The following is a 23565-nucleotide window of genomic DNA, read 5'->3' on the forward strand; positions in this document are numbered from 1 at the left end:
GGTCCACCCCGTGCCGTGTCATCTGGCTGTGCTTGTTCTGGACGATGACGATCGGTTTGATTTGGGCTGACCGCCCCCTGTGGGCCGCCGACACCTCAGGGGGGCAACGCAGCAACCGGCCGAATGTTCTGTTGATCATCGTCGACGATCTGGGTGCGGCCGATCTGTCGTGCCTAGGGTCGACCGACATGCGGACACCGCATCTGGACGACCTCTTTGCACGATCATTGCGGCTTCAGCGTTTCTACGCGAATTGTCCGGTTTGTTCGCCGACGCGCGCTTCCGTCCTGACCGGCTTTTATCCCGATCGCGTCGGCGTGCCGGGTGTGATCCGCACGCATCAGGATAACAGCTGGGGCAACTTTTCGCCCTCAAAACCGACCCTGCCGGGTGCCCTGCAAAGTGCCGGTTACCACACCGAAGCGATCGGCAAGTGGCATCTGGGATTGACCGAAGAAGACCATCCACATCGACATGGTTTTGATCATTTCCATGGGTTCTTGGGTGACATGATGGATGACTATTACAACCATCTGCGCCATGGCCAACACTACATGCGTGACGGCATGACGCCGGTTCACCCGGAAGGTCACGCCACCGATGTCTTCACCTCATGGGCCGAAGCATTCATTTCGAACCAAACCGAACACGCCGATCGTCCCTGGTTTTTGTACTTGGCCTACAACGCGCCACACACTCCCATTCAACCGCCGCAAGATTGGTTGGAACGCGTGCGGCAACGCGATTCATCGATCGACCCCCGACGCGCCAAACTGGTCGCATTGATCGAACATTTGGACGACGGCATCGGTCGTGTTTTGAAACGGCTTGCCGACACCGGCCAAGATCAAAACACCCTCGTTGTCTTCACCAGCGACAACGGCGGGCAAGTCAACGTTGGTGCAAACAACGGCAACCTGCGTGACGGGAAAGGGTCCATGTACGAAGGCGGTCTCAGGATCCCAGGTTCGCTGTATGTTCCGCCGGGATGTGGCGCGACCGCCGAAACCACGATCGGCAGTGTGGCCAAGGCGGCGAATTGCACCGCAGATTTGATGCCCACCGTCTTGGACCTGGTCGGTGCCGAGATCCCGGATGCGTTGGACGGCCGGTCATTGGTCCCGATGATTCGGAACCCGGCAACCGATTGGGAGGATCCCCGAGAGATTTACTTTGTCCGTCGTGAAGGCGGCAAAGCTTATGGTGGCCTGACTTGCGAAGCCGTCTTGGTCGGCCAGACGAAACTGGTGCACAACTTGCCCACCAGCCGTTTTGAACTGTTCGATCTTTCCGACGACCCGCTGGAACAGGTTGATCTGTCGGATCGTCAATCCGGGAAGTTCCGTGAAATGCAATTGCGGCTGCAGCGGCACATCCAGAACGGCGGCCGCGTTCCCTGGCAATAAGCGATCGCCAACGACACTTTATCCGGTACCGGATGAACGATCCGGTACCGGGGGTTTTGAACCAACCTAGGCGGCGCGTCGGGCCGAATCGTCCTGGTCGTCCGGTCGTTGGGCCAATCCCATGCTGGCCCGACTTCGTCGCAATTCGCGGATCGTTTTCGTCGCACCGTGCAGCTCGGCTTCGACTTCGCTTAATCGATCCTGCATTCTGGCGTTCGCCTCCAAGCTATCTTCGTGCTCGGCCAAAACCATTCCCAGCTGAGCTTCCAAATGATCGATTTGGCTTTGCAATTGCTTGGCACGGTCTCGGAACGGCTCCGCTTCGGCAAGGTCGCCGGTCAACTGCGCGACGCGACTTTCGCTTTCGCTTAGCGACTGTTGTGCTGCGGTGTGACGCTGAATCGCCGATTCCAGTTCAGCTTTCAAGTTGGCGATGGTGTCGGCGTGTTCGTGCAGACGATCTTCAGCCGACAGGACTTCTTGCCGGGTATCGCTGAGCTGATCGGACAGCCGCCGGACTTGGTCCGATTGCTGTTGCAATTCGACCTGTGTTTGCTGAACTGTTTCATCGCGATCCGACAACGTCGATTGCAGCGTTTGAATCTGTGCGGCGTGTTCCTGTAGTGTCAATTCCAATCGCTGAGCGCGGTCCTGGGACAACGCCAGTTCGCCGCGGCTTTGGTCCAGGTCGATGTGCGTTTGATCCAAACGAGTCTTCAACTCCGTAATTTCCTGCGTGGATGCTTGCAGCTCCGCACAAGATGATTGATAGGCGTCGTCGCGTTTGGCCAAGGCATCGCGTGCTTCATCCAGTTGCGTTTGCAACAGGTCCATTTCCGCCAGCTTGGATTGCAGCGATTCGACGTGTTCTTGCAGCTTTCGGGACTGGGTTTCCGACTCGGTCACCTTTGCATGCGCCGCATCGACACGGGCGGTCAGTTCTTGCTCGCGTTGACGAAGCGCGACTCGTAATTGATCCACGGTTTCGTTGACCGCGACCAAAGCGATCTTGGACTGATCGTTTTGGTCGCTGGCCTTGTTGCGCATCTGAACCAACGTGTGCTTTTGCTGCTTCAGGTCCGCCACCATCGCATCCAACGACTCAACACGTGACTGCAATTCGGCGACATGATTGTTGGCCTGCTGTAGTTCGCCCCGCAATTGATCGGCAACTGCCGCTTGGGTTCGCAGCTCGGCATGCCGTGATTCCAGTTCGATATTCTTTTGGGTTCGGTCTTCGACCGTGGACCGCAGATCGACCAACATCTGATTCGCACGCAACAGTTCATCTTGCGTTTCGTTCATCTGTTGCAAACTGGCCTGATGTCGCGTGTCTGCCTGTTGCAGCCGTTCCTTCAGCTCAGCGATTTGACGTTCGAACGATTGCTGGGCATCTCTCAGTTCGATGTTCTGTTGTTTGGTGGCGTCGTGGGCGTCACGTTCGGCCGTCAGATTCTCGTTCAGCATGGTGGCCTCATCACGCAGTTGCGTGATTTGTTTGGCCACCGATTCGTCTTGTTGGCTGGACTGTTCCACCAACACCGAGATGCGTTCGGTCTGTTGTGCGATGACGTTTTTCTGTTCGTCGATCGTCGCTTGAAAAGACTCGCTTGATTCTCGCTGTTCGGACAATTGTTGGATCAACGATTCCGTCTTGCGAACTTGGACTTCCAGCTGTTCGGCGGATTGTTCGACGCGTTGTTCCAATTCGTCTCGAGCGGCGATCAGGTCGGCCGAATCGGATTGCTGTTTGCGAAGCTCGGCGGTCAACGACGCGATTTCGTCCTCCAGCGTCTCGATCCGCTTCAGGTCATTGGTATGCTCGTGAACCTGTTCGTTCTTGTCCTTGGCCAACTGCTGCAGCTGTGCTTCGAACTGGGCGGCATCCTGTTTGGCCTGGTCCAGGGCGGCTTCCATTTCACGCAGGTGGCTTTCGGCCTGTTGCTGCGAAGCCACGACGCGGTTGAATTCCTTCTGTGCGTCGGCCTGGGTTTGCTGATGACGCTGTCGTTCGTCGTCCAGCCGAGTTTTCATTTCCTCGGCAGCCAATTCGCTGGCCTGTCGATCTTCCTCGGCCTGTTTGGCGGTGGCCAACGCATTCTGGCGTGCGTTTTCCAAACGCTGCAGTTGGGCTTGGACGTCTTCGTTTTGAGTTTCCCAGGCGTGATGCTGTTTCTTCAGCTTTTGGATTTCCAATTCCTGTTGTTTGACCTCGCGTTCCCGCTGGTCCAAACGTCGTTCCAGTTCACCGACGTCACGTTTGCGCTGCACGGCCGAAATGCGAGCCTTGGCATATTTGCCTTCGGCTTCATCCACCGCCTTTAGGTCGCTGGTTCGGTCGCGATACCACAGCAAGTGGCCAATCAAAATGCCGCCCAAGACAAACAGAAAGGCGGACATGACGGGGATGCCAATCCAGGCATTCATAGTAAAACTCCGGTATTCAACAATCCGACCGACGATGGCACCTGGAACCCAGGATGGTTGCAACATCCCCACCGACATCATTGGGGGCATTAACAAAGAAACGTTTGTCAAGTCGAGACGAATTGTCAGACCGAACCGACGCTTGTGAAACTGACAGCGACGACGCGGTGGTTTACGCTGTGTCAGTCACGTGTTTTCCAGCCCCGCCTTTCCCACCACCCGCCTTGGGACCAAGTCATGAAACTGCGTCGCTGTTTTTCAATTTTTGCCATTGCTTTGGTTGGCTGCGTCTTGGGCAACGGCCCCAACGCTTTCGGCCAAGCCGAAGTCGCTGACGGATTCCAATCCCTTTTCAACGGTACCGACCTTTCGGGTTGGGTGATTCCCGAAGGCGACGGGGGACACTGGAAGGTCGTCGACGGCGTCATCGACTATGACGCGATGTCCGAAGCCAGCGGCGACAAGAACCTGAAAACCGAACAGGAATTCACCGACTTCATCCTGAAAATCGATTGGCGTTTGAAGCAGACGACCGGCTTGATGGACATCCCAGTTGTGCTGAGCGACGGGACCTATTTGACCGATCGATCCGGAAACAACATCACCATCAAGCGGCCCAACGCGGATTCGGGTGTTTACCTGCGTGGTGACAGCCGAGCCCAGCTGAACATCTGGTGCTGGCCGATCGGATCGGGCGAAGTCTATGGCCACCGCAACAATCCCAAGACTCCGCCAGAAATCCGTGCCGCTTTGACGCCACGGTTGAATGCAGACAAACCGGTGGGCCAGTGGAACCGGTTCGAAATCATCTTGGTCGACGATCGGGTGACCGTGATGCTGAATGACCAATTGGTTCTGGAAAACGCCCAGTTGCCCGGGATTCCCGAGAAGGGACCGGTCGTGCTGCAACACCACGGCGGTATGCGAAACGGCGAGTACTCGCCCGCGTCCAGCTTGATCCAGTTCAAGAACATTTGGATCAAACCGCTGGACTGACTCCGGCGTTGCAATCACTCGACCATGAAGGCCGTTCGATTCCAAGTAGCCAGGTACCGTCAGGCAGCCGAGCACGTCCCAGCAGCCGGCAAAATCATCCGTGCAGGTATCCTTGGGGCGACAGCCGCTTCAGGCTGCCTTTGTCTCGCTTCCAAAGTCCGGTTCGGCCGACGACGGTGCCGATACGCCGGAGGTCTTTACCGATTTCCGGATCGTCGACGGCCTTTTGCGCATCGTCGGCCGACATGGTCATGATCAGTTCAAAATCTTCGCCGTCGCTCCAGGCGTGTTCAAACGCACTGCGTCCGCTTTGTTTGCTTTGCCGGTGGGCATCGTCGTGGATCGGGATTTGATCGATATCCAGTTCCGCGCCGACGCGACTGGCGGCCAGCATACGGTCCAGGTCCAACGACAACCCATCGCTGGCATCGATCGCCGCGTGTACGTCAACCAAGCGGCGTAGCGTCGCCGCCATGGACAGTCGGCTGATCGGACGCAGATGCCGCCCCAGAATGCTACCACCGAATGCACCGGAGACGACAATGGCGTCGCCTTCACACGCACCACTTCGTAACCAGGGTTCGCCCGCGGCCACGTGTCCGGTCATGGTGATGTTGATCGACAATGGGCCGTCATAGACTGAAAGGTCTCCGCCGGCGATCGAAACCTGATGGCGGGCGGCGGATTCCAAGATGCCTTCATAAACCGCCCCGGCCGTTTGGGTCGCATCGTCTTTGGGCAAAGCAAGCGTGACGAACGCCGCATCGGGAACAGCCCCCATCGCGGCGATGTCGGACAGATTGATCGCCATCGCCTTGTATCCGATGTCGGCCAAAGACTGGCCGGCGGCGTCGAAATCCACCCCGTCGATGATCTGGTCGGCGCAAATCACTTGCCGGCCTTGGACCGGCGCCAAGACCGCGGCGTCATCGCCGATGCCGACCTCCACCTCGGGAAGGGTTCGGCAACGACCACGCAAATATGCCAAAAAGGATGTTTCCATTTCCGTGTTTCGTGCGTCATCAAATGGGGGGCGTGAAAGCGGTCGATGCCAAGCGTTTGCCACGGCACCGGCGGCGGAGCCTAGCGAAGCGACGAAAAAGTTCAACGACCGACCCAAAATCACCACTCGCGGCAGTGCGGCAAATCGCCACGCCGAACACCGCGATCGCTAGACTGACGGGTACCGCTGCGGGCCGATTTTTCGGGCCACCACTGGATCACCCCATCCGGAGTTTCGCCGTGGTTTCCCCCGCCTCCTTTCATCACCTTCACTCGCACGAGGGCTTTTCATGTCGACCACGCTTTCCCCTAACGAGCTGGACGTCAAAATCGACCACGCCGAATGCTTCATCAATGGCGAATTCGTTCCCGCCGCCAGTGGCAAGACATTCGCAACGATCAATCCGGCGACCGAAGAAGAGATTTGTCAGGTCGCCGAAGGCGATGCCGAAGACGTCGACCGGGCGGCCAAGGCGGCCCGCGCCGCGTTGGAATCGGGACCTTGGGCACGGATGGATGCCGCCGATCGTGGGAGGTTGATGTACCAACTGGCCGATCGAATCGAACAAGACATCGATTCACTGGCGGCATTGGAAACGCTGGACAACGGCAAACCGATTCGCGAAAGCCGTGGCGGCGATTTGCCACTGGTGGTCGACGTGCTTCGATATTACGCCGGCTTTGCGGACAAGATCCAAGGCAGCACGATTCCGGTTCGCGGCAACCATTTTTGCTACACACGACGTGAACCGATCGGGGTGGCGGGCCAGATCATCCCTTGGAACTTCCCCATGCTGATGGTCGCTTGGAAATGGGGTCCCGCGTTGGCCGCCGGTTGCACCATCGTGATGAAGCCTGCTGAACAAACGCCGCTTAGCTGTTTGCGGATGGCACAATTGGCCAAGGAAGTCGGCTTTCCCGATGGCGTCATCAACGTCGTCCCCGGTTTCGGACCGACCGCGGGGGCCGCAGTGGTCAAGCACCCGATGATCGACAAGGTCGCTTTCACTGGCGAACACCGAACGGCGCAAACGATCACTCGTGATTCTGCCGAAACGTTGAAACGATTGACGTTCGAACTGGGTGGTAAAAGCCCGAACGTGATTTTCGCCGATGCCGATCTGGATGCCGCCGCCCAGGGGACCTACACCGGGCTGTACCTGAACCAGGGCCAATGTTGTTGCGCGGGCAGCCGCGTGTTTGTTGAAGAAAGCGTGCATGACGAATTCTTGGACAAACTGAAACGTCTGACCCTTCAGCGGCGCGTCGGCAATCCGTTTGACGGCGACACCGAACAGGGGCCACAAATCGACCAAGCCCAGTTCGACAAAATCATGTCGTACATCAACAAAGGCAAAGAGCAGGGTGCCCAGTGTGTGGCCGGCGGCGAACGGGTCGGCGACAAAGGTTACTTCATCCAGCCGACGATCTTTGATTCCGTTCAAGACGACATGGCGATCGCCAGGGAAGAGATCTTCGGCCCGGTGCTTAGCATGTTGACCTTCAATGACAAAGAAGACCTGATCCGCCGTGCCAACGACACCTGCTATGGTTTGGCCGCGGCGGTGTGGACACGCGACGTATCGCTGGCCCATGAATTTGCCGCCCGAGTTCGCGCCGGGACGATTTGGGTCAACACTTATGACGCCTTCGATGCTCGCGCCCCGTTCGGCGGATTCAAGATGTCCGGTTACGGACGCGAATTGGGCGAAGAAGGTTTGAAGGCGTATACCGAAAGCAAAACCGTCACGATGGCACTTTGATGGAACCGATCCGCCAGACCGCACAAGAAACCTTCCAGTACGCATCGGCGCTGCCTTGGCTGATCATTGCCGCAGCGACGATGCCGCTGGTCTTGGCGGCTTGGTGGACCAAGATTTTTCCCAGCCGCCGCTGGGTCATCGCGTTGGCGGTGATCGCGGTGGTCAGCACGCTGAACGTTTTCTTTCCCGCGTTGCTGTTGGCCGTGCTGGTCCTGGATGGGCTATTGATCCTGTTCGCCAGCATCGACTTTTTTCTGGTCCTGGTCATGACGTCCGGCGGTATCACGGCGTCACGATCTCATTCGCGGACGGGCAGCATCGGTGTGCCCATGGAAAGTCGTCTGGGGGTGGAAAACCGAACCGCGATTACGCTGGTCGGTCACGTCCGCGACGACTTGCCGGATGGCTTTCGGTCCGACCCGATGGACCACCCACTGCGTTTGCCGCCGTTGGCGGAATTTTCGGCGACGCGCCAACTGACGGCGTTTCGACGCGGTGCGTTTCAACTTCATCACGTCTATCTGCGACTGGAAAGCCCGCTGCGGTTCTGGCGCCGACACGTTTCGATTCCGGTGGAAAGTCGAATCAACGTCTATCCCGACATGAAACAAATGTCGGACTACGCGTTGCTGGCAAGAACCGATCGACTCAGTTTGATCGGTGTTCGGCGGACCCGGCGGATCGGCCAAGACAGTGATTTCGAACGCCTGCGCGACTACACCCGTGACGACAATTATCGTCACATCGATTGGCGCAGCACGGCCCGTCGGCGAAAGCTGACCGTCAAACAGTTCCAAACCGACCAAAGCCAACGCGTGGTCTTCATGTTGGACTGCGGACGCATGATGACCAATCTGTGCGAAGGGCTTTCGCTGCTGGATCACGCATTGAACGCTTCGTTGATGATGGCCTATGTCGCGCTGCATCAAGGGGATTCGGTCGGCATGCTGTGCTTTTCCGACACGGTCCACGCCTACGTGCCACCACGCGGGGGCGCCAGCCAAATGAATCGGCTGCTGCAAGCCGGATTCGATCAATTCCCCCGCATGGTCGAATCACGTTATGACCAAGCGTTCGTCTATCTGCAAAATCACTGCAAGCGTCGTTCGCTGATCACCTTGGCCACCAACGTCATTGACGAAGTCAATGCGGCGGCGGTCGTGGACTACCTGGGCAACATCAGCGGCAAACATTTACCGCTGGGCATCTTGCTGCGCGACCGCGGTCTGTTCGATGCCGCCGACACGGCGGTCGCTCGGGCGGAATCTGCCGGACCATCGACTTTGGGCGGGCTGGCGACGGCCGAGCGTAGAACGCTGTACCGTGGCGTGGCGGCCGCCGACATTCTGATTTGGCGGCAGCAGGTGTTGCGAGACCTGGAGCAGCGCGGCGTTCTGTGCGTCGATGCGTTTCCCGACGAATTGACCGCGCCACTGGTCAATCAATACTTGGAAATCAAAGCGCAACACTTGCTTTAAGCCACTTCGACCCAAAACTGACTGGCGAAGGATGATTCATCGACGCCGTGACAACGCCATCCTCTCCGGATCCTCTCCGCTCCCAACGCGATGAACCAGACTGCAATGCGAATTTGATATCGCGCCGTGTCCACGAGGTCCCCGTTTCCCTGCCTGCCCGTGGCCCTGGCTTCTTGCCCCACCTTACCGCTACCGCGTTGACGGTCCTGACGGATGCGGCGGTTTGATCGCCTGACGGATGTGGAAGTATCAGCACGATCAATCGGCGAATCAGAAACGGGTTTGGCTGGGGCGGGGCGAGCGACCGATAAAGCACCGACAGCCTTCCCTGCCAACCGTCCGTGCAACGATTCGGAGACCGTGACTGATGTGGCGTTCTTTCTTTTTAGCTCTCGGCATCATGGCGATCATCGTCGGCTTGGAATCCATGGTGATCGAGTCGGCGAATTTCTACGGCGCGGCGGAGACGACGGCCGCCGACTTCGCCAATCCCACCGCAGCCCCCTCGTACAGCATCAAGTCTTGGACCCCGGGGGAAGCGTTCCCGTGGGTGCTGCTGTTCGTCGGTGCGATCGTGGTGATCTATGCATTCACGCTGCCCCAGCGGTTCAATCGCGCCGCCTAAGCGATGCCGGCGTATTGACGGTATTTCGAATGCCCCACCCCCGCTCGGCGGAAACCCGACACGGGCGTCTCAAGCCATCTTTTGACCGTCTTCCAGGCGATCGCGGGGCGGCCACAAACGGGGTGTGTCTTGACGCTGACAGGCAACGCGTTTAACCTTCCTTAAGTTTTACTGACGGACGGAGCCGGCAAATTAAGCGTTACTTATACTCCCAGGTCTTCATTGCAACTCCGATCGCTCGAAATTTTCTGTGCCGTTGCCGAGCATCGCAGCTTCAGCCGGGCGGCGTCGGCTTTCGAATTGACCCAAAGCGCGGTTAGCCAGTCGATTCAGCAGTTGGAAGAATCCGTCGGCGCCAAGCTGATCGATCGCGGTACGCGCCCGCTTAGCCTGACCGACGCCGGCGAGCTTTACTTTCGCGGCCTGCGGCGATTCTTGCGGGATTACCAATCGCTGGAGCGGGAGGTCCGGCATCGCGGCCAACGCTTGGCCGGTGAAGTCCGAGTGGGAACGATTTACTCGGTCGGTCTGAGTTACCTGCCCGACGCGACCACGGAATTCTCACGGTTACACAGCGACGTCCGTGTGCAGTTGGAATTCGGCCACAGCCACAGTGTTGTTGAGATCGTGGAACGTGGTGACGCTGATTTCGGACTGGTCAGCTTTCCCCGAAACACGAAAACCATTGTCCACGTGGGCTGGCAGAGCGAACCGATGCGTTTGGTCTGTTCCCCCCGTCACCCGTTGGCCGACAGCGATTCGGTCGGCCGAGATCAATTGCACGGGTTGTCGATGGTCGGCTTTTGCCGGTCGCTGCTGTTGAGGCAAGAGATCGACAAGCTGTTGGCCAAGATGGGCGTGACGGTCAACTTCGACATCGAGTTCGATAACGCCGATTCGATGGTTCGCGCGATCGAAGCCAATGGCGGGATCGCGTTTTTGCCTCAATCGGTCGTCCGACGTGAAACCGCAACCGGCACGCTGAGAGTGCTGGCTTGCCCTGATTTTCAAATGAACCGACCGCTCGGATTCATATTCCGGCGGACGGCCAAGCTGACGCCCGCCGCCATCGAATTTGCATCCCTGTTGCTGGGCCGGCCGCTGCCCATTGATCGCCGCGGTCGCTTGGATCCGTCGCCGCGTGGCGGATCGTCGCCACGATTGACCGGCGGCAATGAGTCCGCCGACGAACACACCGCCACCACGTCCGTGGTGGCTTGACCGACCCCGATTGATATCCAACCCCTCGTTTCCAAACCATCTTTGCAGTCTGTCATTTGTGCATGACGCCGCACCCCGGCGACGGCCCATAACGAACGAGCAAGCTATGAACGCAATTTTGAACCGTCACCATCTGCCGCCTTCCCAAGGCCTTTACGACCCGGCGCACGAAAAAGATTCGTGTGGTGTCGGATTCATCGCGCACATCAAGGGCCAGCCCAGTCACCAGATTGTCGTCGACGCCGACACCATGCTTCAAAACATGGACCACCGTGGCGGCTGTGGATGTGAACCGAACACCGGTGACGGGTCGGGCATGATGTGTGGATTGCCCCACGCTTTTCTGCGCAAAGTCGCCAAAGCAGATCTGGGCAAAGACCTGCCCGAGGAAGGCAAGTACGCCGCAGGTTTGATCTATCTGCCGACTGATCCGCAAGAACGCGAGTTCTGCAAAGAAACGATCGAACGTTTGATCAGCGAAACCGGACAAACGCTGATCGGATGGCGTGACGTGCCGCAGGATACCGACGGCGCGGACGTGGGTCCGACGGCACGTCGCAGCGAACCGGTCATGGAGATGCTGTTCGTCGGTGCGGCCGACGGACTGGACAGCGAGGCGTTTGAACGCAAGCTGTACATCATTCGCAAGCGTGCCAGTCACATGCTGCGCGGCAGCGAAAAGCTGGACCAAGCGTTGATCTTCTACATCTGTTCGCTCAGCACCAAGGTCATCATCTACAAGGGGATGCTGACGCCGGCACAAGTGCTGCCGTACTTCCCCGATCTGCGTGACGAGGACTTCAAAACGCACTTGGCGATGGTCCATAGCCGGTTTTCGACCAACACGTTCCCCAGTTGGGACCGGGCCCAACCGTTCCGGTTCATGTCGCACAACGGCGAAATCAACACGCTGCGTGGCAACAGCAATTGGATGCGTGCCCGCGAAGGCAACGCCGAAAGCGATTTGTTTGGCGACGACCTGTCCAAATTGTTCCCCGTTGTTGAACCGCATTGCAGCGATTCGGGAACGTTCGACAACGTCCTGGAGTTTTTGCTCATGGGCGGTCGCACGCTGCAGGAAGCCGTCATGATGATGGTGCCCGAAGCGTGGCAAAAGCACGAAACGATGGACGAAGACAAGCGTGCGTTCTATGAGTATTTCAGCAGTCTGATGGAACCGTGGGACGGCCCCGCTTCGGTCGCGTTCACCGATGGCAAGTACATCGGCGCGACGCTGGACCGAAATGGCTTGCGTCCCAGCCGCTACTACATCACGCATGACGATCGCGTGATTATGGCCAGCGAAGTCGGTGTGGTTCCCGTCGACCCGGCGATCGTTAAAGAGAAGGGGCGTCTGCAACCGGGCAAGATGTTCTTGGTTGATTTCGAACAAGGCCGCTTGATTCCCGATGAAGAACTCAAGAGCGACTTTGCCCGCAAGATGCCTTATGGACAATGGCTGCGGGAACAACGCATTCGGCTGGCCGACTTGCATCCCGAAGAAGAAGGGCACGGTTTCGACAGCGACACGTTGCTGCCTCGGATGCAAGCGTTCGGTTACACCGCCGAAACGATGAACTTCATGCTGCGTCCGCTGGTCGAACAGCTTCGTGACCCGGTCGGTTCGATGGGCAACGACAGTGCCATTGCATGCCTGAGCGACAAACCACGACTGGTTTACGACTACTTCAAGCAACTGTTTGCCCAGGTCACCAATCCCGCGATCGATTCGATCCGTGAAGAAGTGATCATGTCGCTGGAATGCTACATCGGTCCCGAACAGAACTTGCTGGCGGCCACACCCCAGCACTGTCACCGGCTGTTGGTCGATCACCCGATTTTGACCAACGAAGAAATCGCGGCGCTCAAGCACATCAATTACCAAGGCTGGAACAGCCGGGTGATCGACATCACGTACGACCGCAGCGAAGGCAAGGCGGGACTGACCAAAACGTTGGATCGGATTTCCGCGGAAGCCGAAGCCGCGGCCGACGATGGAATTCAGTTGATCGTGTTGACCGATCGCGAAATCGGCCAAGGACGCATTCCCGTCAGCGCTTTGCTGGCCACCGGCGCCGTCCACCACCACTTGGTCAAAACGGCCAAACGGACGCGTGTGGGGATCGTCGTGGAAACCGGCGAAGCCCGCGAAGTCCACCATCACTGTTTGCTGGTCGGCTACGGTGCCGATGCGATCAACCCGTACTTGGCATTTGAAGCCCTTTGGCAATCGCGACGCGACGGGCTGTTGCCCGATTCGATCGGCGACGACGATGCCGTTGTCGCCGCCTATCGAAAGGGTGTCGCCAAGGGCATGCTGAAAGTCATGGCCAAGATGGGGATCAGTACGCTGCAAAGCTACAAGGGTGCCCAAATCTTTGAAGCCTTGGGCTTGAAAGACGAAGTCATCAACAAGTGCTTCGCGAACACCGCCAGCCGGATCCAAGGGGTCTCGTTCGATGTGATTGCCGAAGAATCCATTCGGCGGCACGAATTGGGTTATCCCAGCGAATCGGTCGATCGTCAGCGTCAATTGCCGAACTTGGGTGAATTCCACTGGCGGGCCGAGGGCGAAAAGCATGCGTGGAGCCCGCAAGCGATCAGCAATCTGCAAAACGCCGCACGCAAGAACAACGAAGATGCGTACTGGAAGTTCGCCCACACGATCAACGAAGACAGCCGCAACCGCTGCACGCTTCGCGGACTGTTGGACTTCAAAGATGATCCCGGCAAGGCGATTCATCTGGACGAGGTCGAACCGGCCAGCGAAATAGTCAAGCGGTTTTGCACCGGTGCAATGTCACTGGGCAGCATCAGCGCCGAATCGCACGAGTCGTTGGCGATCGCGTTGAACCGTATCGGCGGTAAGAGCAACACCGGCGAAGGCGGCGAAGATCCTCGGCGATTCCAGCCGCTGCCCAACGGCGATTCGAAGCGTTCGGCCATCAAGCAGGTGGCGTCTGGTCGGTTCGGTGTGACAATCGAGTACTTGACCAACGCGGACGAAATTCAGATCAAGGTGTCCCAGGGTGCCAAGCCCGGTGAAGGCGGTGAATTGCCCGGTCGAAAGGTCGACGATTACATCGCCAGCATCCGGTACAGCACGCCCGGCGTCGGTTTGATCAGCCCACCGCCGCACCACGACATTTATTCGATCGAGGATTTGGCCCAGCTGATCCACGACCTGAAGAATGCCAACCGTGCGGCACGCATCAGTGTCAAACTGGTCAGCGAAGTCGGCGTCGGTGTGATCGCCTCGGGCGTCGCCAAGGCGCACGCCGATCACATTCTGATTTCCGGCGATACCGGCGGAACGGGGGCGTCCCCACTGACCAGCATCAAGCACGCCGGCTTGCCTTGGGAATTGGGGATCGCCGAAACGCATCAAGTGCTGGTCTTGAACGACTTGCGCAGCCGAGTGGTTCTGCAGACCGACGGCGGATTGAAAACCGGTCGCGACGTGGTCATTGCGGCGTTGCTGGGAGCCGAAGAGTTTGGATTCAGCACCGCACCGCTGATCACCCTGGGCTGCATCATGATGCGAAAGTGTCACTTGAACACTTGCCCGGTGGGCATCGCGACCCAAGATCCGGAACTGCGCAAGAAGTTCAGCGGCAAACCGGAACACGTCGTCAATTACTTATTCATGGTTGCCGAAGAAGCACGTCGCATCATGGCCAAGCTGGGCTTCAAGTCGATCGACGAGATGGTCGGTCACACCGAAGTCCTGATGACCGACAAAGCGATCAAGCATTGGAAGTCCGATGGGTTGGATTTGACTCCGATCCTGGCACCGGCCGCCAAACCGCATGACGACGTCGAAGTCCGCTGCGTGATGGCCCAGGACCACGGACTGGAACGATCGCTGGACATTCGAAAGATTTTGCCCGAAGCCCAATCGGCCATCGACACCGGCAAGCCGGTCGTCATCCAGTCGCCCGTGGTGAACATCAACCGAACGGTGGGCACCATCCTGAGTAACGAAGTCGCCAAGAAGCACGGCCAAGCCGGGTTGCCCGACGACACGATTCGGATCGAATTGTCCGGATCGGCTGGTCAAAGCTTGGGTGCATTCCTGGCCCACGGCGTGACCATCGATCTGGAAGGCGACGGAAACGATTACATCGGCAAAGGACTTTCGGGCGGCAAGATCATCGTCTATCCGCCACGTGAAAGCACATTCGACGCTCACGAAAACATCATCGTCGGCAACGTCTGTCTTTATGGTGCGACCGGCGGTGAAGCCTACTTCCGCGGTCGCGCGGCGGAACGTTTCTGTGTCCGTAACAGTGGTGCAAAAACCGTCGTCGAAGGCGTCGGTGACCATGGTTGCGAATACATGACCGGTGGTCGCATGATCTGCCTGGGCGCCACCGGACGCAACTTTGCCGCCGGGATGTCAGGCGGCATCGCCTATGTGTGGGATCGCCAAGGTGATTTCAATCTGAATTGCAACTTGGCAACCGTGGCACTGGAACGAATCGATTCACCGGAGGAAGAAGCCGAGGTCCGGGAGATGATCCAGAACCACGCCGATTACACCGGCAGTGCGACGGCGAAAACAGCCTTGGACAACTGGGACCAGTTCATGACCGAATGCGTCAAAGTCATGCCGACTGATTACAAGCGTGTGTTGCTGGAAATGGCTGAAAAGCAGGCCGCCGCACCGGTCTGATCTGACGCACCAAACACCCGACTGTTCCATCCAACAAACAAATATTCCTTTTTCAACACTGGACCGATCCCATGGGGAAGCCAACCGGATTCAAAGAGTTTGATCGCAAAAAAGTGCCGTGGCGTTTGCCGGTCGTTCGGATCAATGATTACGACGAAATCTACACCGAGCACAAAATCGATCACCTGCGTGAACAGGGTGCCCGCTGCATGGACTGTGGCGTCCCGTTTTGCCAATCCGCAACTGGATGCCCGATCGATAACCTGATCCCCGAATGGAACGATCTGGTCTACAACAACCGCTGGAAAGAAGCGATCGAACGTCTTCACAAGACGAACAACTTTCCGGAGTTCACCGGTCGTACTTGTCCGGCACCTTGCGAAGGTTCCTGTGTTTTGGGAATCACCAATCCGCCGGTCACGATCAAGAATATCGAAAACGCGATCGTTGACCGGGCGTGGGCCGAAGGTTGGATCGTCCCCACACCGCCGGAATCACGAACCGGTAAAAAGGTGGCGATCGTCGGCAGCGGACCCGCCGGGTTGGCCGCGGCCGACCAGCTGAATCAGGCCGGTCACGAAGTCACCGTCTTTGAACGCGCCAATCGCATCGGCGGTTTGCTGCAGTACGGCATTCCCAACATGAAGTTGTCCAAGGAAGTCTTGCAGCGACGCTTGGACAAGATGTCGGCCGAAGGCGTGACTTTCAAAACCGGCGTCAACGTCGGCAAAGATGTTCAGTCGGAACAACTTCAAAAGGACTTCGACGCCGTCTTGTTGGCATGCGGTGCAACGCAGCCACGCGATTTGCCGATCGAAGGCCGCGACGCCAAAGGCATTCATTTTGCCATGGAATTCCTGACCGCCAACACCATGCAAAGCGTTCACGGCGATTCGTTGAATGGGTCGTTCATTAGCGCCGAAGGTAAAGATGTCATCGTGATCGGTGGGGGTGATACCGGTACCGACTGTATCGCGACCAGTATCCGACATGGTTGCCGCAGCGTCGTCAATTTTGAACTGCTGCCCAAGCCGCCGAAGGGTCGCGCCGACGACAATCCGTGGCCCGAATGGCCGCGTGTCTTCCGCATCGACTACGGTCATGAAGAAGCCACCGCAAAATTTGGAAGCGACCCGCGGAACTATCAGCTGCTGAGCAAGGAATTCATCAAAGACGACGATGGGAAACTAGTCGGCATTCGCTCGGTCCAAGTCGAATGGACAAAGAACGACGATGGCGGTTGGAAGATGACCGAAGTCGAAGGCAGCGAAAAGGAATGGCCGGCGCAATTGATTTTGCTGGCCATGGGCTTTCTGGGGCCGGAACAGTACCTGCCGAAATCGTTGGGACTGAAAACCGATGCCCGCAGCAATTTCGAAGCGGTGCACGGTGAATACACCACCAACATCGAAGGCGTATTCGCCGCTGGTGACTGTCGACGTGGCCAGAGCTTGGTGGTCTGGGCCATCAACGAAGGCCGCGGGGCGGCACGTGCCATCGACCTTTACTTGATGGGCGAAACCGCTCTGCCGGCTCCCGGTCAAACCATGGGCACTGCGTTGTCGGCTGTCTGATCGACGACCAGGCGATGAACATCGCGAAATCGGGATGACGGTCTTTCCCGATTGACCACATCATTCGGCGGCCGGTCACGTATTCAACGTGACCGGCCTTTTTCTTTTGCGCTGCGGGGCGGATCGGATCCCAAGGCTGCACGGGGGCGAACGCATTGGAACCGTGAAACCCGATGTTCGTGAAACCGCCCCAAGGCGGTGAATAACTTTCCCGAAGGATCCCCCACAATGACGTTGACACTCGCAATCACGGCTTTTTAGTGTGCGACTGAAAACAGGACGTTCGCGTCGATTATGGAAAGTTTGCCGATTATTCCTGCAGACTGCTCCAGACGGCGTCGATACACGACATAGATGATGATCCAGTTTCGATCACCGACTGAGAAAGTGGCACGGATGCGGAACCACACAACCACACGGACCTACCGTCGTCTCGCGATGGCGACTTTGATCGCCGCGGCCGGAACGTCAGCCGGTTGTCGCAGTTCGATGCCCCGAATGAACATGTTCGGGTTTGGCAAGAGCGAACCATCGGCAGAAATGCTGGCCGGAAGCGGACCTTCGATGACGTACCCGTCACCGCCCAGCGCTTCGGCATCGCCGGAAGCGATCGCTTCGGTGGCCGGCGGAACCGCCACGCCGACACCCTCGGCTTCGCCCTATGGTGGTTCAGACACCAAAATTGCCAAACTGCCGGAAACTCGCGGTGCGGTAAATCCTGCTGCATCGCTTGCCAACGGGTTTGATATTTCAACCGGTGTCCCGACATCTCCGTCCAGCTTGGCCAGCCAAACGCCATCGACCACTGGCGGCTCCGGTGTAACCCCTGGTACTGCCAACGTCCCAGCGACGCCGCAGGGTGGTTACGCGACCGGCGGTACCACGCCACCGTCGTACGCGGCGAATCCATCGTCGGCCCCCAGCGGTTATCGATTCGGCCAACCATCGCCGACGTCGACCGCATCGGCTAGTCCGTCACCATCGCCGACGTACTCGATTTCATCGACACCTTCGTCACCGGCCACCCCGTCGTCCGGGTTTGCACTGCCGGGATCGACCGTGGCGTCATCGACGACCGCGCCCGCGCCAAGCAGCTATGCTTTGCCCACTGGCGACACGTCCGTCCCATCAACCACCGCAAGCGTCGCCGCCCAAGTTCCCGCGACATCAGGATTCGCCTTGCCGGACGCCCCTTCAGGCACAACATCTGCCGCAGCGGCTGCTTCCTACAGTACCGCGGCGAATCCATCGGCCACCATGCCGACCAGCGGAATTTCGACTCCGGGTTCCCCGTCGCCGGTGTCCAACGCGGGCGGATACATGCCCGGCAGCACGGGCGGTGCGGGCGCCTATCCGACCGGCGGTTCGACCACCAGCGGATCGATCTATCGATAACGGCATCGCGTGGATGCGCACGGTCGTGACTTTCGAAATGGCCAAAACCTTTGGCCAACGTGCTATCGGCGTTTACTGAAAACAGTACAGCGACCGGTCAGACCGCACGATCAACTTGCCGTCGGCCAAGGCCGGTGACGCAAGGACCGGTTCGCCAAGTTCGACCTGGGCGACGGTTTCAGCACGGTCATCCCGATCGGCGATGATTGCACCATTTCCAGCTTGATCAAACACATAGATTCGATCGGCTGCCACGACCGGTGTTGCCCAACCGCCACCAAAATCGGGCAAGCGGTGCTGCCATTTTCTTTCGCCGTCGGCCATGGTGCCCGCAATCAGGACGGAGCCTTTCAGGGCATACAGCGTTTGGCCGTTGGACGCGACGGTGGCGTTTCTGGGACTGAACCGGTTGTTCCGCCAAACTTCTTTGGGTGCGGTGCCACTTTGGTCGGTCCGCATCACCAACAGATCATTGCCGGGCAACATCAAGTATGATCCCGACAAACTGGGCGAAGATACCGTTGCACGTCCTTCATCCAGCTTCCATCGCACGTCACCGGTGCGCGGATCAACAGCAACCACATCCTGCCCCGACGGCATGACCACTTCGGTGCTGCCATCGCTGCGAGTGATGGGCAACGGCGATGCCCAGTTGGAATCGCGATTTCGTTGCTGTTCCCACAACGTGGTCCCATCCGCCAAGTGGATCCCGGCGGCAAAAGAATCTCCCTTGCATTCGACTTGAACGATCACGGCGTTTTCGGCAATCACAGGTGACGCGGCCATCCCCACGTCGTTCCCTGCCTTGGGATGGTCGTGCCCCAAGCCGCGGTACCACAACAAATCGCCTTCGATCGACAAACAAGCCAAATCATTGCTGCTGAAAAACGCAACCACACGCTTCCCATCGCTTACCGGCGTCGGCGCGGCGTTGGCGCTGGTCGGATGACAAAACGGACGACCGGTCGCGCGAAACGACTGTTCCCATCGAACATCGCCCGAATTTAGGTCCACCGCGGTGATGTAAAGGTGGCCACCGTCGGGTCCCGCCGAACTGGTTGTGATGACCAAGTCCCCGACAACGATCGGGCTTGCCACACTTCGTCCCGGCATATCCGTCTTCCAAGCCAGATTGCCAGACTCTTCGACTTTCAAAGTGGCAGGTCCGACCGCCGCCGACGCGCTGCCGTCGCCGCGAAATGCCGACCAGTCTGCCAAAACCGATGGGGTCGAAATGGCCGACGTTGTTAGCAGACCGGCTTGCACCAGCAAGATGGATGCGCGTTTGGGTGACCACCACGTTCGTTGCGTCTTTGGGCCGTGGGATTTGTTCAATCGCATTTCAACGGGTCCCTTCGGTGTTCGGTGCCTGGCTTTTCAGCCCCTTACCATTGCGGTCGGTCAATCGGAACTGAAACTCCCAATCCTGTGCCCATGACTGGGTTTGTTCGTTTTGGCAAATCTTCAACAGGATCACGTTCTGCCCCTGCTGCAACTGTGCATCGCCGATGTACTGGTCGATCGCACTGCCACTGTGATAGACCTCGTTGGCCATCACCTGTCGACCATTGATCCAAACCTTGTTGGCCGTCACACAACTGAGACGTGCCTGGATGTCGATCGCCGAAGGTGAATTAAATGTGGCCCATAAATAGGCGACGGCGCCTTTCTCTTTGTCCAAGTCTTTTGCAATGTCGACGGTACCGTCGTCGGAATCGGCTTGGACGTCATGCCAGGTAACTGGACCGTTCTTGCCCTCATGCTTTGCATTCAAATCCACCGACCCGTTGGCGGTGAATTCAGCTTCTGGTCCGTACGCGGTGTCGAAACCCACACCGCCTACGTTGTTAAAGGGCCCCACCAGTGACCATTTACGAATCATGCAAAACGAATCCGCCAGCGACACGTCCACGCCCATGTCTTCCAACCGATCGACGATCGTTTTCAACTGTGTCGGCTGACGCGCAAAGGGCAGGGCATCCAGCAGAAACCTTTCCGCCTGTTCTTCTTCTTTCCGCTGCTTCGCTTGGTCCGCCAAGTCCAACAGCCGTGCGATCGCCATTTCCCGCAACGGCAAGCTGGGATCATCGACCGACGCAGCAATCAATCGCTCCGCCGCATCCCCGTCTGCGTCCCGGATCAACTCGACCGCCAACGCCCGACCGACGGGCCGATTGTTCAAGTCGCCGACGAAGCCAATCAATTCACCCACGGGCAAACGATCGGCACGTCGCACGACATCCGCGACGATTCCGCGATACCAGTTCATCGCGATGGGATTGGCGTCGTCCATCGCGTTTAGGATTTCTGGCAAATGTTCGACGCCGGCATTTCGTAGCCGTTTCGCTGCCACCACCGCCTCGGCGTGGCCCCCGCCACCAGGCCCGATCGATCCGATCGTCGCAATGTCTGCGTCAATCGGCGATTCAGCCCAAGATTGACCGGGCGATAACGCCGCGACGGCCAGCCCCCCCGCCATCATCAGCCCAAAGATTGAATGAATGTGTCTGGCCACACGAATCCCCGTCATCTGGTCACGTTCGGTCCTGGTGCCATCGGCAATCCGCAGCATTTCCCACGGATGCCCAGGTCAAAGCGGAACAGTGTAGACGTTGGACGAGTCAGCCCGCTGTTGAGCCGCACAAATTTCACCGGGCACAAGTTGAGCCAACGCAATCAGGGCTTGCGGACCGTCTGCCCAGCGAATCACCGATCCAACAGTCGCGGTTGTCGGGGCCGCAACGCGAATCCCCAAACCGTCAACGGCTGAACACTTCCGATCAATCGGCGGCTTCCATTTCCTTCATCCATGCCAGAACCGCGATTCGGTTGGAATCAAACGCCATGTTTTCCAAGTGCCGACGTTCCGGCCACGCCCATTCATGATGCTCCAGTTCGGACGGTTCCAAGGCGACGTTGTCGATGTCGGCAACCTGGCAGCAGTAAAACAGATCGATCACGGGCGAACGAACGCCGGTGTAAACGTATTGGTTCGGCCGCGTCATCAACAATCGACAGGACGTCACGACCAAGCCGGTTTCTTCGCGGACCTCTCTGGCCAAAGCCTGTTCCACCGTTTCATCCCGGTCGACAAACCCACCGGGCAAGCCCCATTTTCCACGCCCCGGATTGCGAGCACGCCGAACCAGCAGCAGCTGATTTTGATGATCGGTGATCAACGCACCGACGGCGGCCACCGGGCCGAAATAACAGGCCATCCCGCAGTGTTTACAGTGAAACGGGATCTTGCCGATTTCCGAACTCGGCTTTCCACACCGCGGACAAAACCGGAATGCTTCTTCGACCGGTGGGGCTTCGGAATCATTCACAACGGCGGCTCCGAACCGTCATCTTGCGAATCAATGTCATCCTGTCGGTCGATCGCCGAATGCTGTTCCGTATCGTCGACGTGCCGAATGCCGGTTGGATCGGCGACGGTTTCGGGTAACTGGGGGCCCAGGAACTGGGCGGCACGGATCAAACCAACTTCTTGCTGGCTTTCCAGCAAGCGAACCAATTGCTTGACCGAGCCGACCGTCCCCCATCCCAGGTCTTCCACCACTTCGTCGGCAAGATGACTGTGCAGAACCACTCTTGCGTCTTGCATCACCTGTGCGAAGGCCTTGGCCAGTGGCTCGGCTGGTGACACCACCGGGAACCCGTCATCCGATTCGGCGGGGTCCGATAGCGAAGGCAGGTCTAAGTCGCCGGAATCAACGAATCGTTGCAGGATCGCCCCCAACTGCTCCGGTGGATCCTTTTGTAACTGCGACCAGATCACCAACAAACCTTCTTCGTTCAAATGGCGTGCCCCCGCAATTGCGGCTCGGGCGACGTTCATCCAGGTTTGCTGATGCGGATCCCCATCAACGATGACCACAACCGCGTTGGCGCGACACTGATCTGGGGAAACGCCTTTCGAAATTTCCGCAGGTTCATTGTGATGCTCTGCATCGGAGACGATCTGGCAAGTGATCCGATTTGCTTGGCCGTCGATTGTCGGTTCCACCCACATCACCACCTGAATCCCAATCGTCATGGACAGGTTTTGACGAAAGCCGGCGTCGTCGGTCGATTCCCGGGTGAATCGCTGAAGCGATGCCGAATCGGAAAACACCGGATAGACACCCGCCGGGTCGCTTTGATCGGCGTCGACGGATTGACCAGCGATCGCAGAGCGACGACATCGTATCGGCAGCACAAAATCAGCGTCGGCAAGCTGCCGATTGACATAAACCGGTTCGGCACCAGCATCGGCCACCAAGTACATCAACGAATCCCGTCGGTCGGATTGATGACGTGTGGCCTTGGCCGCCGCCCCCAAACGCTGAGCCAGATCCATCATCAATTCATCGCTGGCGTCATCGGAAACCACAACATCGATGCCACCTACGTCGTGGTTTGCAAGCCACTGCACCACGGTGCCGACCGTATCGACCAATTCCGGCACCATGGCTTCGACCGTCAGCGCAACGCGGTCGCCGGGGATCATGGCTTGCGAAATCGCCGGGAAATTGATCGGTTCGCTTAGGGCCGCCTGGACACGCTGGGCCAAATCGCCGGCGGCACGTTCCTGGGATTCGCCGGCCGATGCTGGGTGAAGACGCCACGCTAGGCGATCTGCCAAGGCGTCCGCGATCGCTTCGCCGGAAAAGGTTGCGTCGTGATGGGCGGCAGTCATACGTTCTTTAGGATTCAGGATCAAACTTTAGAATTCAGGATCACAAGGCGGCCGAGCAGACTTGTCGGCCAAACGGAACCGCCGGCACGGATCGCGCACCGGAATCGATCGATACCCCCGGCGGCGGCTGGCGTTAAAACCCACAAATCAACTCAGTCGTGTCGGTTTCGCCGGTTCAACATCTCATTCCATCGATGGACGTGCAATGCGTGCATGCCCGAACGCCGACGATCAACAATCATACGGATCATTGTAGGTGTCGCCGCACCCCTGAGTTCGCGATTGCGATTGACCTTGCCTTTCCCCCGGCACATCGATCACA

At 58.3% G+C, this 23565-nt stretch carries 15 protein-coding genes; 9 read left to right on the forward strand and 6 right to left on the reverse strand.

Features of this window, described 5'->3' with window-relative positions; all coding sequences use genetic code 11:
- The first annotated feature begins 44 nt into the window (after positions 1–44).
- Positions 45–1406 carry a sulfatase-like hydrolase/transferase gene (locus Mal65_RS20120; RefSeq protein WP_165701410.1) on the forward strand — a complete coding sequence of 454 codons (1362 nt, stop codon included), beginning with the start codon at positions 45–47 and terminating at the stop codon, positions 1404–1406.
- A gap of 66 nt (positions 1407–1472) precedes the next feature.
- Here Mal65_RS20120 and Mal65_RS20125 read toward each other — a convergent pair whose 3' ends face one another.
- Positions 1473–3833 (reverse strand): coiled-coil domain-containing protein, encoded by a 2361-nt coding sequence (locus tag Mal65_RS20125; RefSeq protein ID WP_145301749.1) that lies wholly within the window; start codon positions 3831–3833, stop codon positions 1473–1475.
- A gap of 237 nt (positions 3834–4070) precedes the next feature.
- Between Mal65_RS20125 and Mal65_RS20130 the strand changes: the two genes are divergently transcribed.
- The gene (locus Mal65_RS20130) at positions 4071–4829 is read left to right on the forward strand and encodes a 3-keto-disaccharide hydrolase (protein ID WP_145301752.1); all 759 of its coding nucleotides are present in this window, start codon (positions 4071–4073) and stop codon (positions 4827–4829) included.
- 94 nt (positions 4830–4923) lie between these two features.
- Here the strand turns inward: Mal65_RS20130 and Mal65_RS20135 are convergent, their stop codons facing one another.
- Positions 4924–5832: a thiamine-phosphate kinase gene (locus Mal65_RS20135; protein ID WP_145301755.1), complete on the reverse strand. Its 909-nt coding sequence runs from the start codon at positions 5830–5832 to the stop codon at positions 4924–4926.
- 289 nt (positions 5833–6121) lie between these two features.
- Here Mal65_RS20135 and Mal65_RS20140 point away from each other — a divergent pair, with 289 nt between their 5' ends.
- The 7 genes from Mal65_RS20140 (at position 6122) to Mal65_RS20170 (ending at position 18562) form a co-directional block, all read left to right on the forward strand.
- A complete protein-coding gene (locus Mal65_RS20140; RefSeq protein ID WP_145301758.1) occupies positions 6122–7594 on the forward strand; it encodes an aldehyde dehydrogenase family protein in 1473 nt (490 codons plus the stop codon).
- Positions 7594–9072 (forward strand): DUF58 domain-containing protein, encoded by a 1479-nt coding sequence (locus Mal65_RS20145; protein ID WP_145301761.1) that lies wholly within the window; start codon positions 7594–7596, stop codon positions 9070–9072. Before Mal65_RS20140 ends, Mal65_RS20145 begins: the two co-directional genes overlap by 1 nt.
- A gap of 367 nt (positions 9073–9439) precedes the next feature.
- Positions 9440–9697 (forward strand): hypothetical protein, encoded by a 258-nt coding sequence (locus Mal65_RS20150; RefSeq protein ID WP_145301764.1) that lies wholly within the window; start codon positions 9440–9442, stop codon positions 9695–9697.
- Between the two features lie 222 nt (positions 9698–9919).
- Positions 9920–10918, forward strand: a complete 999-nt coding sequence (locus tag Mal65_RS20155; RefSeq protein ID WP_196784322.1) for a LysR family transcriptional regulator — start codon at positions 9920–9922, stop codon at positions 10916–10918.
- A gap of 106 nt (positions 10919–11024) precedes the next feature.
- On the forward strand, positions 11025–15593 hold the full coding sequence (gene gltB, locus Mal65_RS20160; RefSeq protein ID WP_145301770.1) for a glutamate synthase large subunit: 4569 nt from the start codon (positions 11025–11027) through the stop codon (positions 15591–15593).
- Between the two features lie 71 nt (positions 15594–15664).
- Entirely contained in the window at positions 15665–17167 is a 1503-nt protein-coding gene (gene gltD, locus Mal65_RS20165) for a glutamate synthase subunit beta (RefSeq protein WP_145301773.1), read from the forward strand.
- 438 nt (positions 17168–17605) lie between these two features.
- Entirely contained in the window at positions 17606–18562 is a 957-nt protein-coding gene (locus tag Mal65_RS20170; protein ID WP_165701411.1) for a hypothetical protein, read from the forward strand.
- A gap of 72 nt (positions 18563–18634) precedes the next feature.
- Here Mal65_RS20170 and Mal65_RS20175 read toward each other — a convergent pair whose 3' ends face one another.
- The 4 genes from Mal65_RS20175 to Mal65_RS20190 all read right to left on the reverse strand — a co-directional run bounded on the left by Mal65_RS20175 (position 18635) and on the right by Mal65_RS20190 (position 23243).
- Positions 18635–19903: a BamB-related PQQ repeat family beta-propellar protein gene (locus tag Mal65_RS20175; RefSeq protein WP_145301779.1), complete on the reverse strand. Its 1269-nt coding sequence runs from the start codon at positions 19901–19903 to the stop codon at positions 18635–18637.
- Between the two features lies 1 nt (position 19904).
- Positions 19905–21092, reverse strand: coding sequence for a hypothetical protein (locus Mal65_RS20180; protein ID WP_145301782.1), 1188 nt, complete (start codon positions 21090–21092; stop codon positions 19905–19907).
- Between the two features lie 250 nt (positions 21093–21342).
- Complete coding sequence (locus Mal65_RS20185) at positions 21343–21891, reverse strand: NUDIX hydrolase (protein WP_196784323.1); 549 nt, start codon at positions 21889–21891, stop codon at positions 21343–21345.
- On the reverse strand, positions 21888–23243 hold the full coding sequence (locus Mal65_RS20190; RefSeq protein ID WP_145301786.1) for a hypothetical protein: 1356 nt from the start codon (positions 23241–23243) through the stop codon (positions 21888–21890). Before Mal65_RS20190 ends, Mal65_RS20185 begins: the two co-directional genes overlap by 4 nt.
- Positions 23244–23565: the final 322 nt, after the last annotated feature.

Origin of the sequence: Crateriforma conspicua (genome assembly GCF_007752935.1) — a bacterium.
Taxonomy (GTDB): domain Bacteria; phylum Planctomycetota; class Planctomycetia; order Pirellulales; family Pirellulaceae; genus Crateriforma; species Crateriforma conspicua.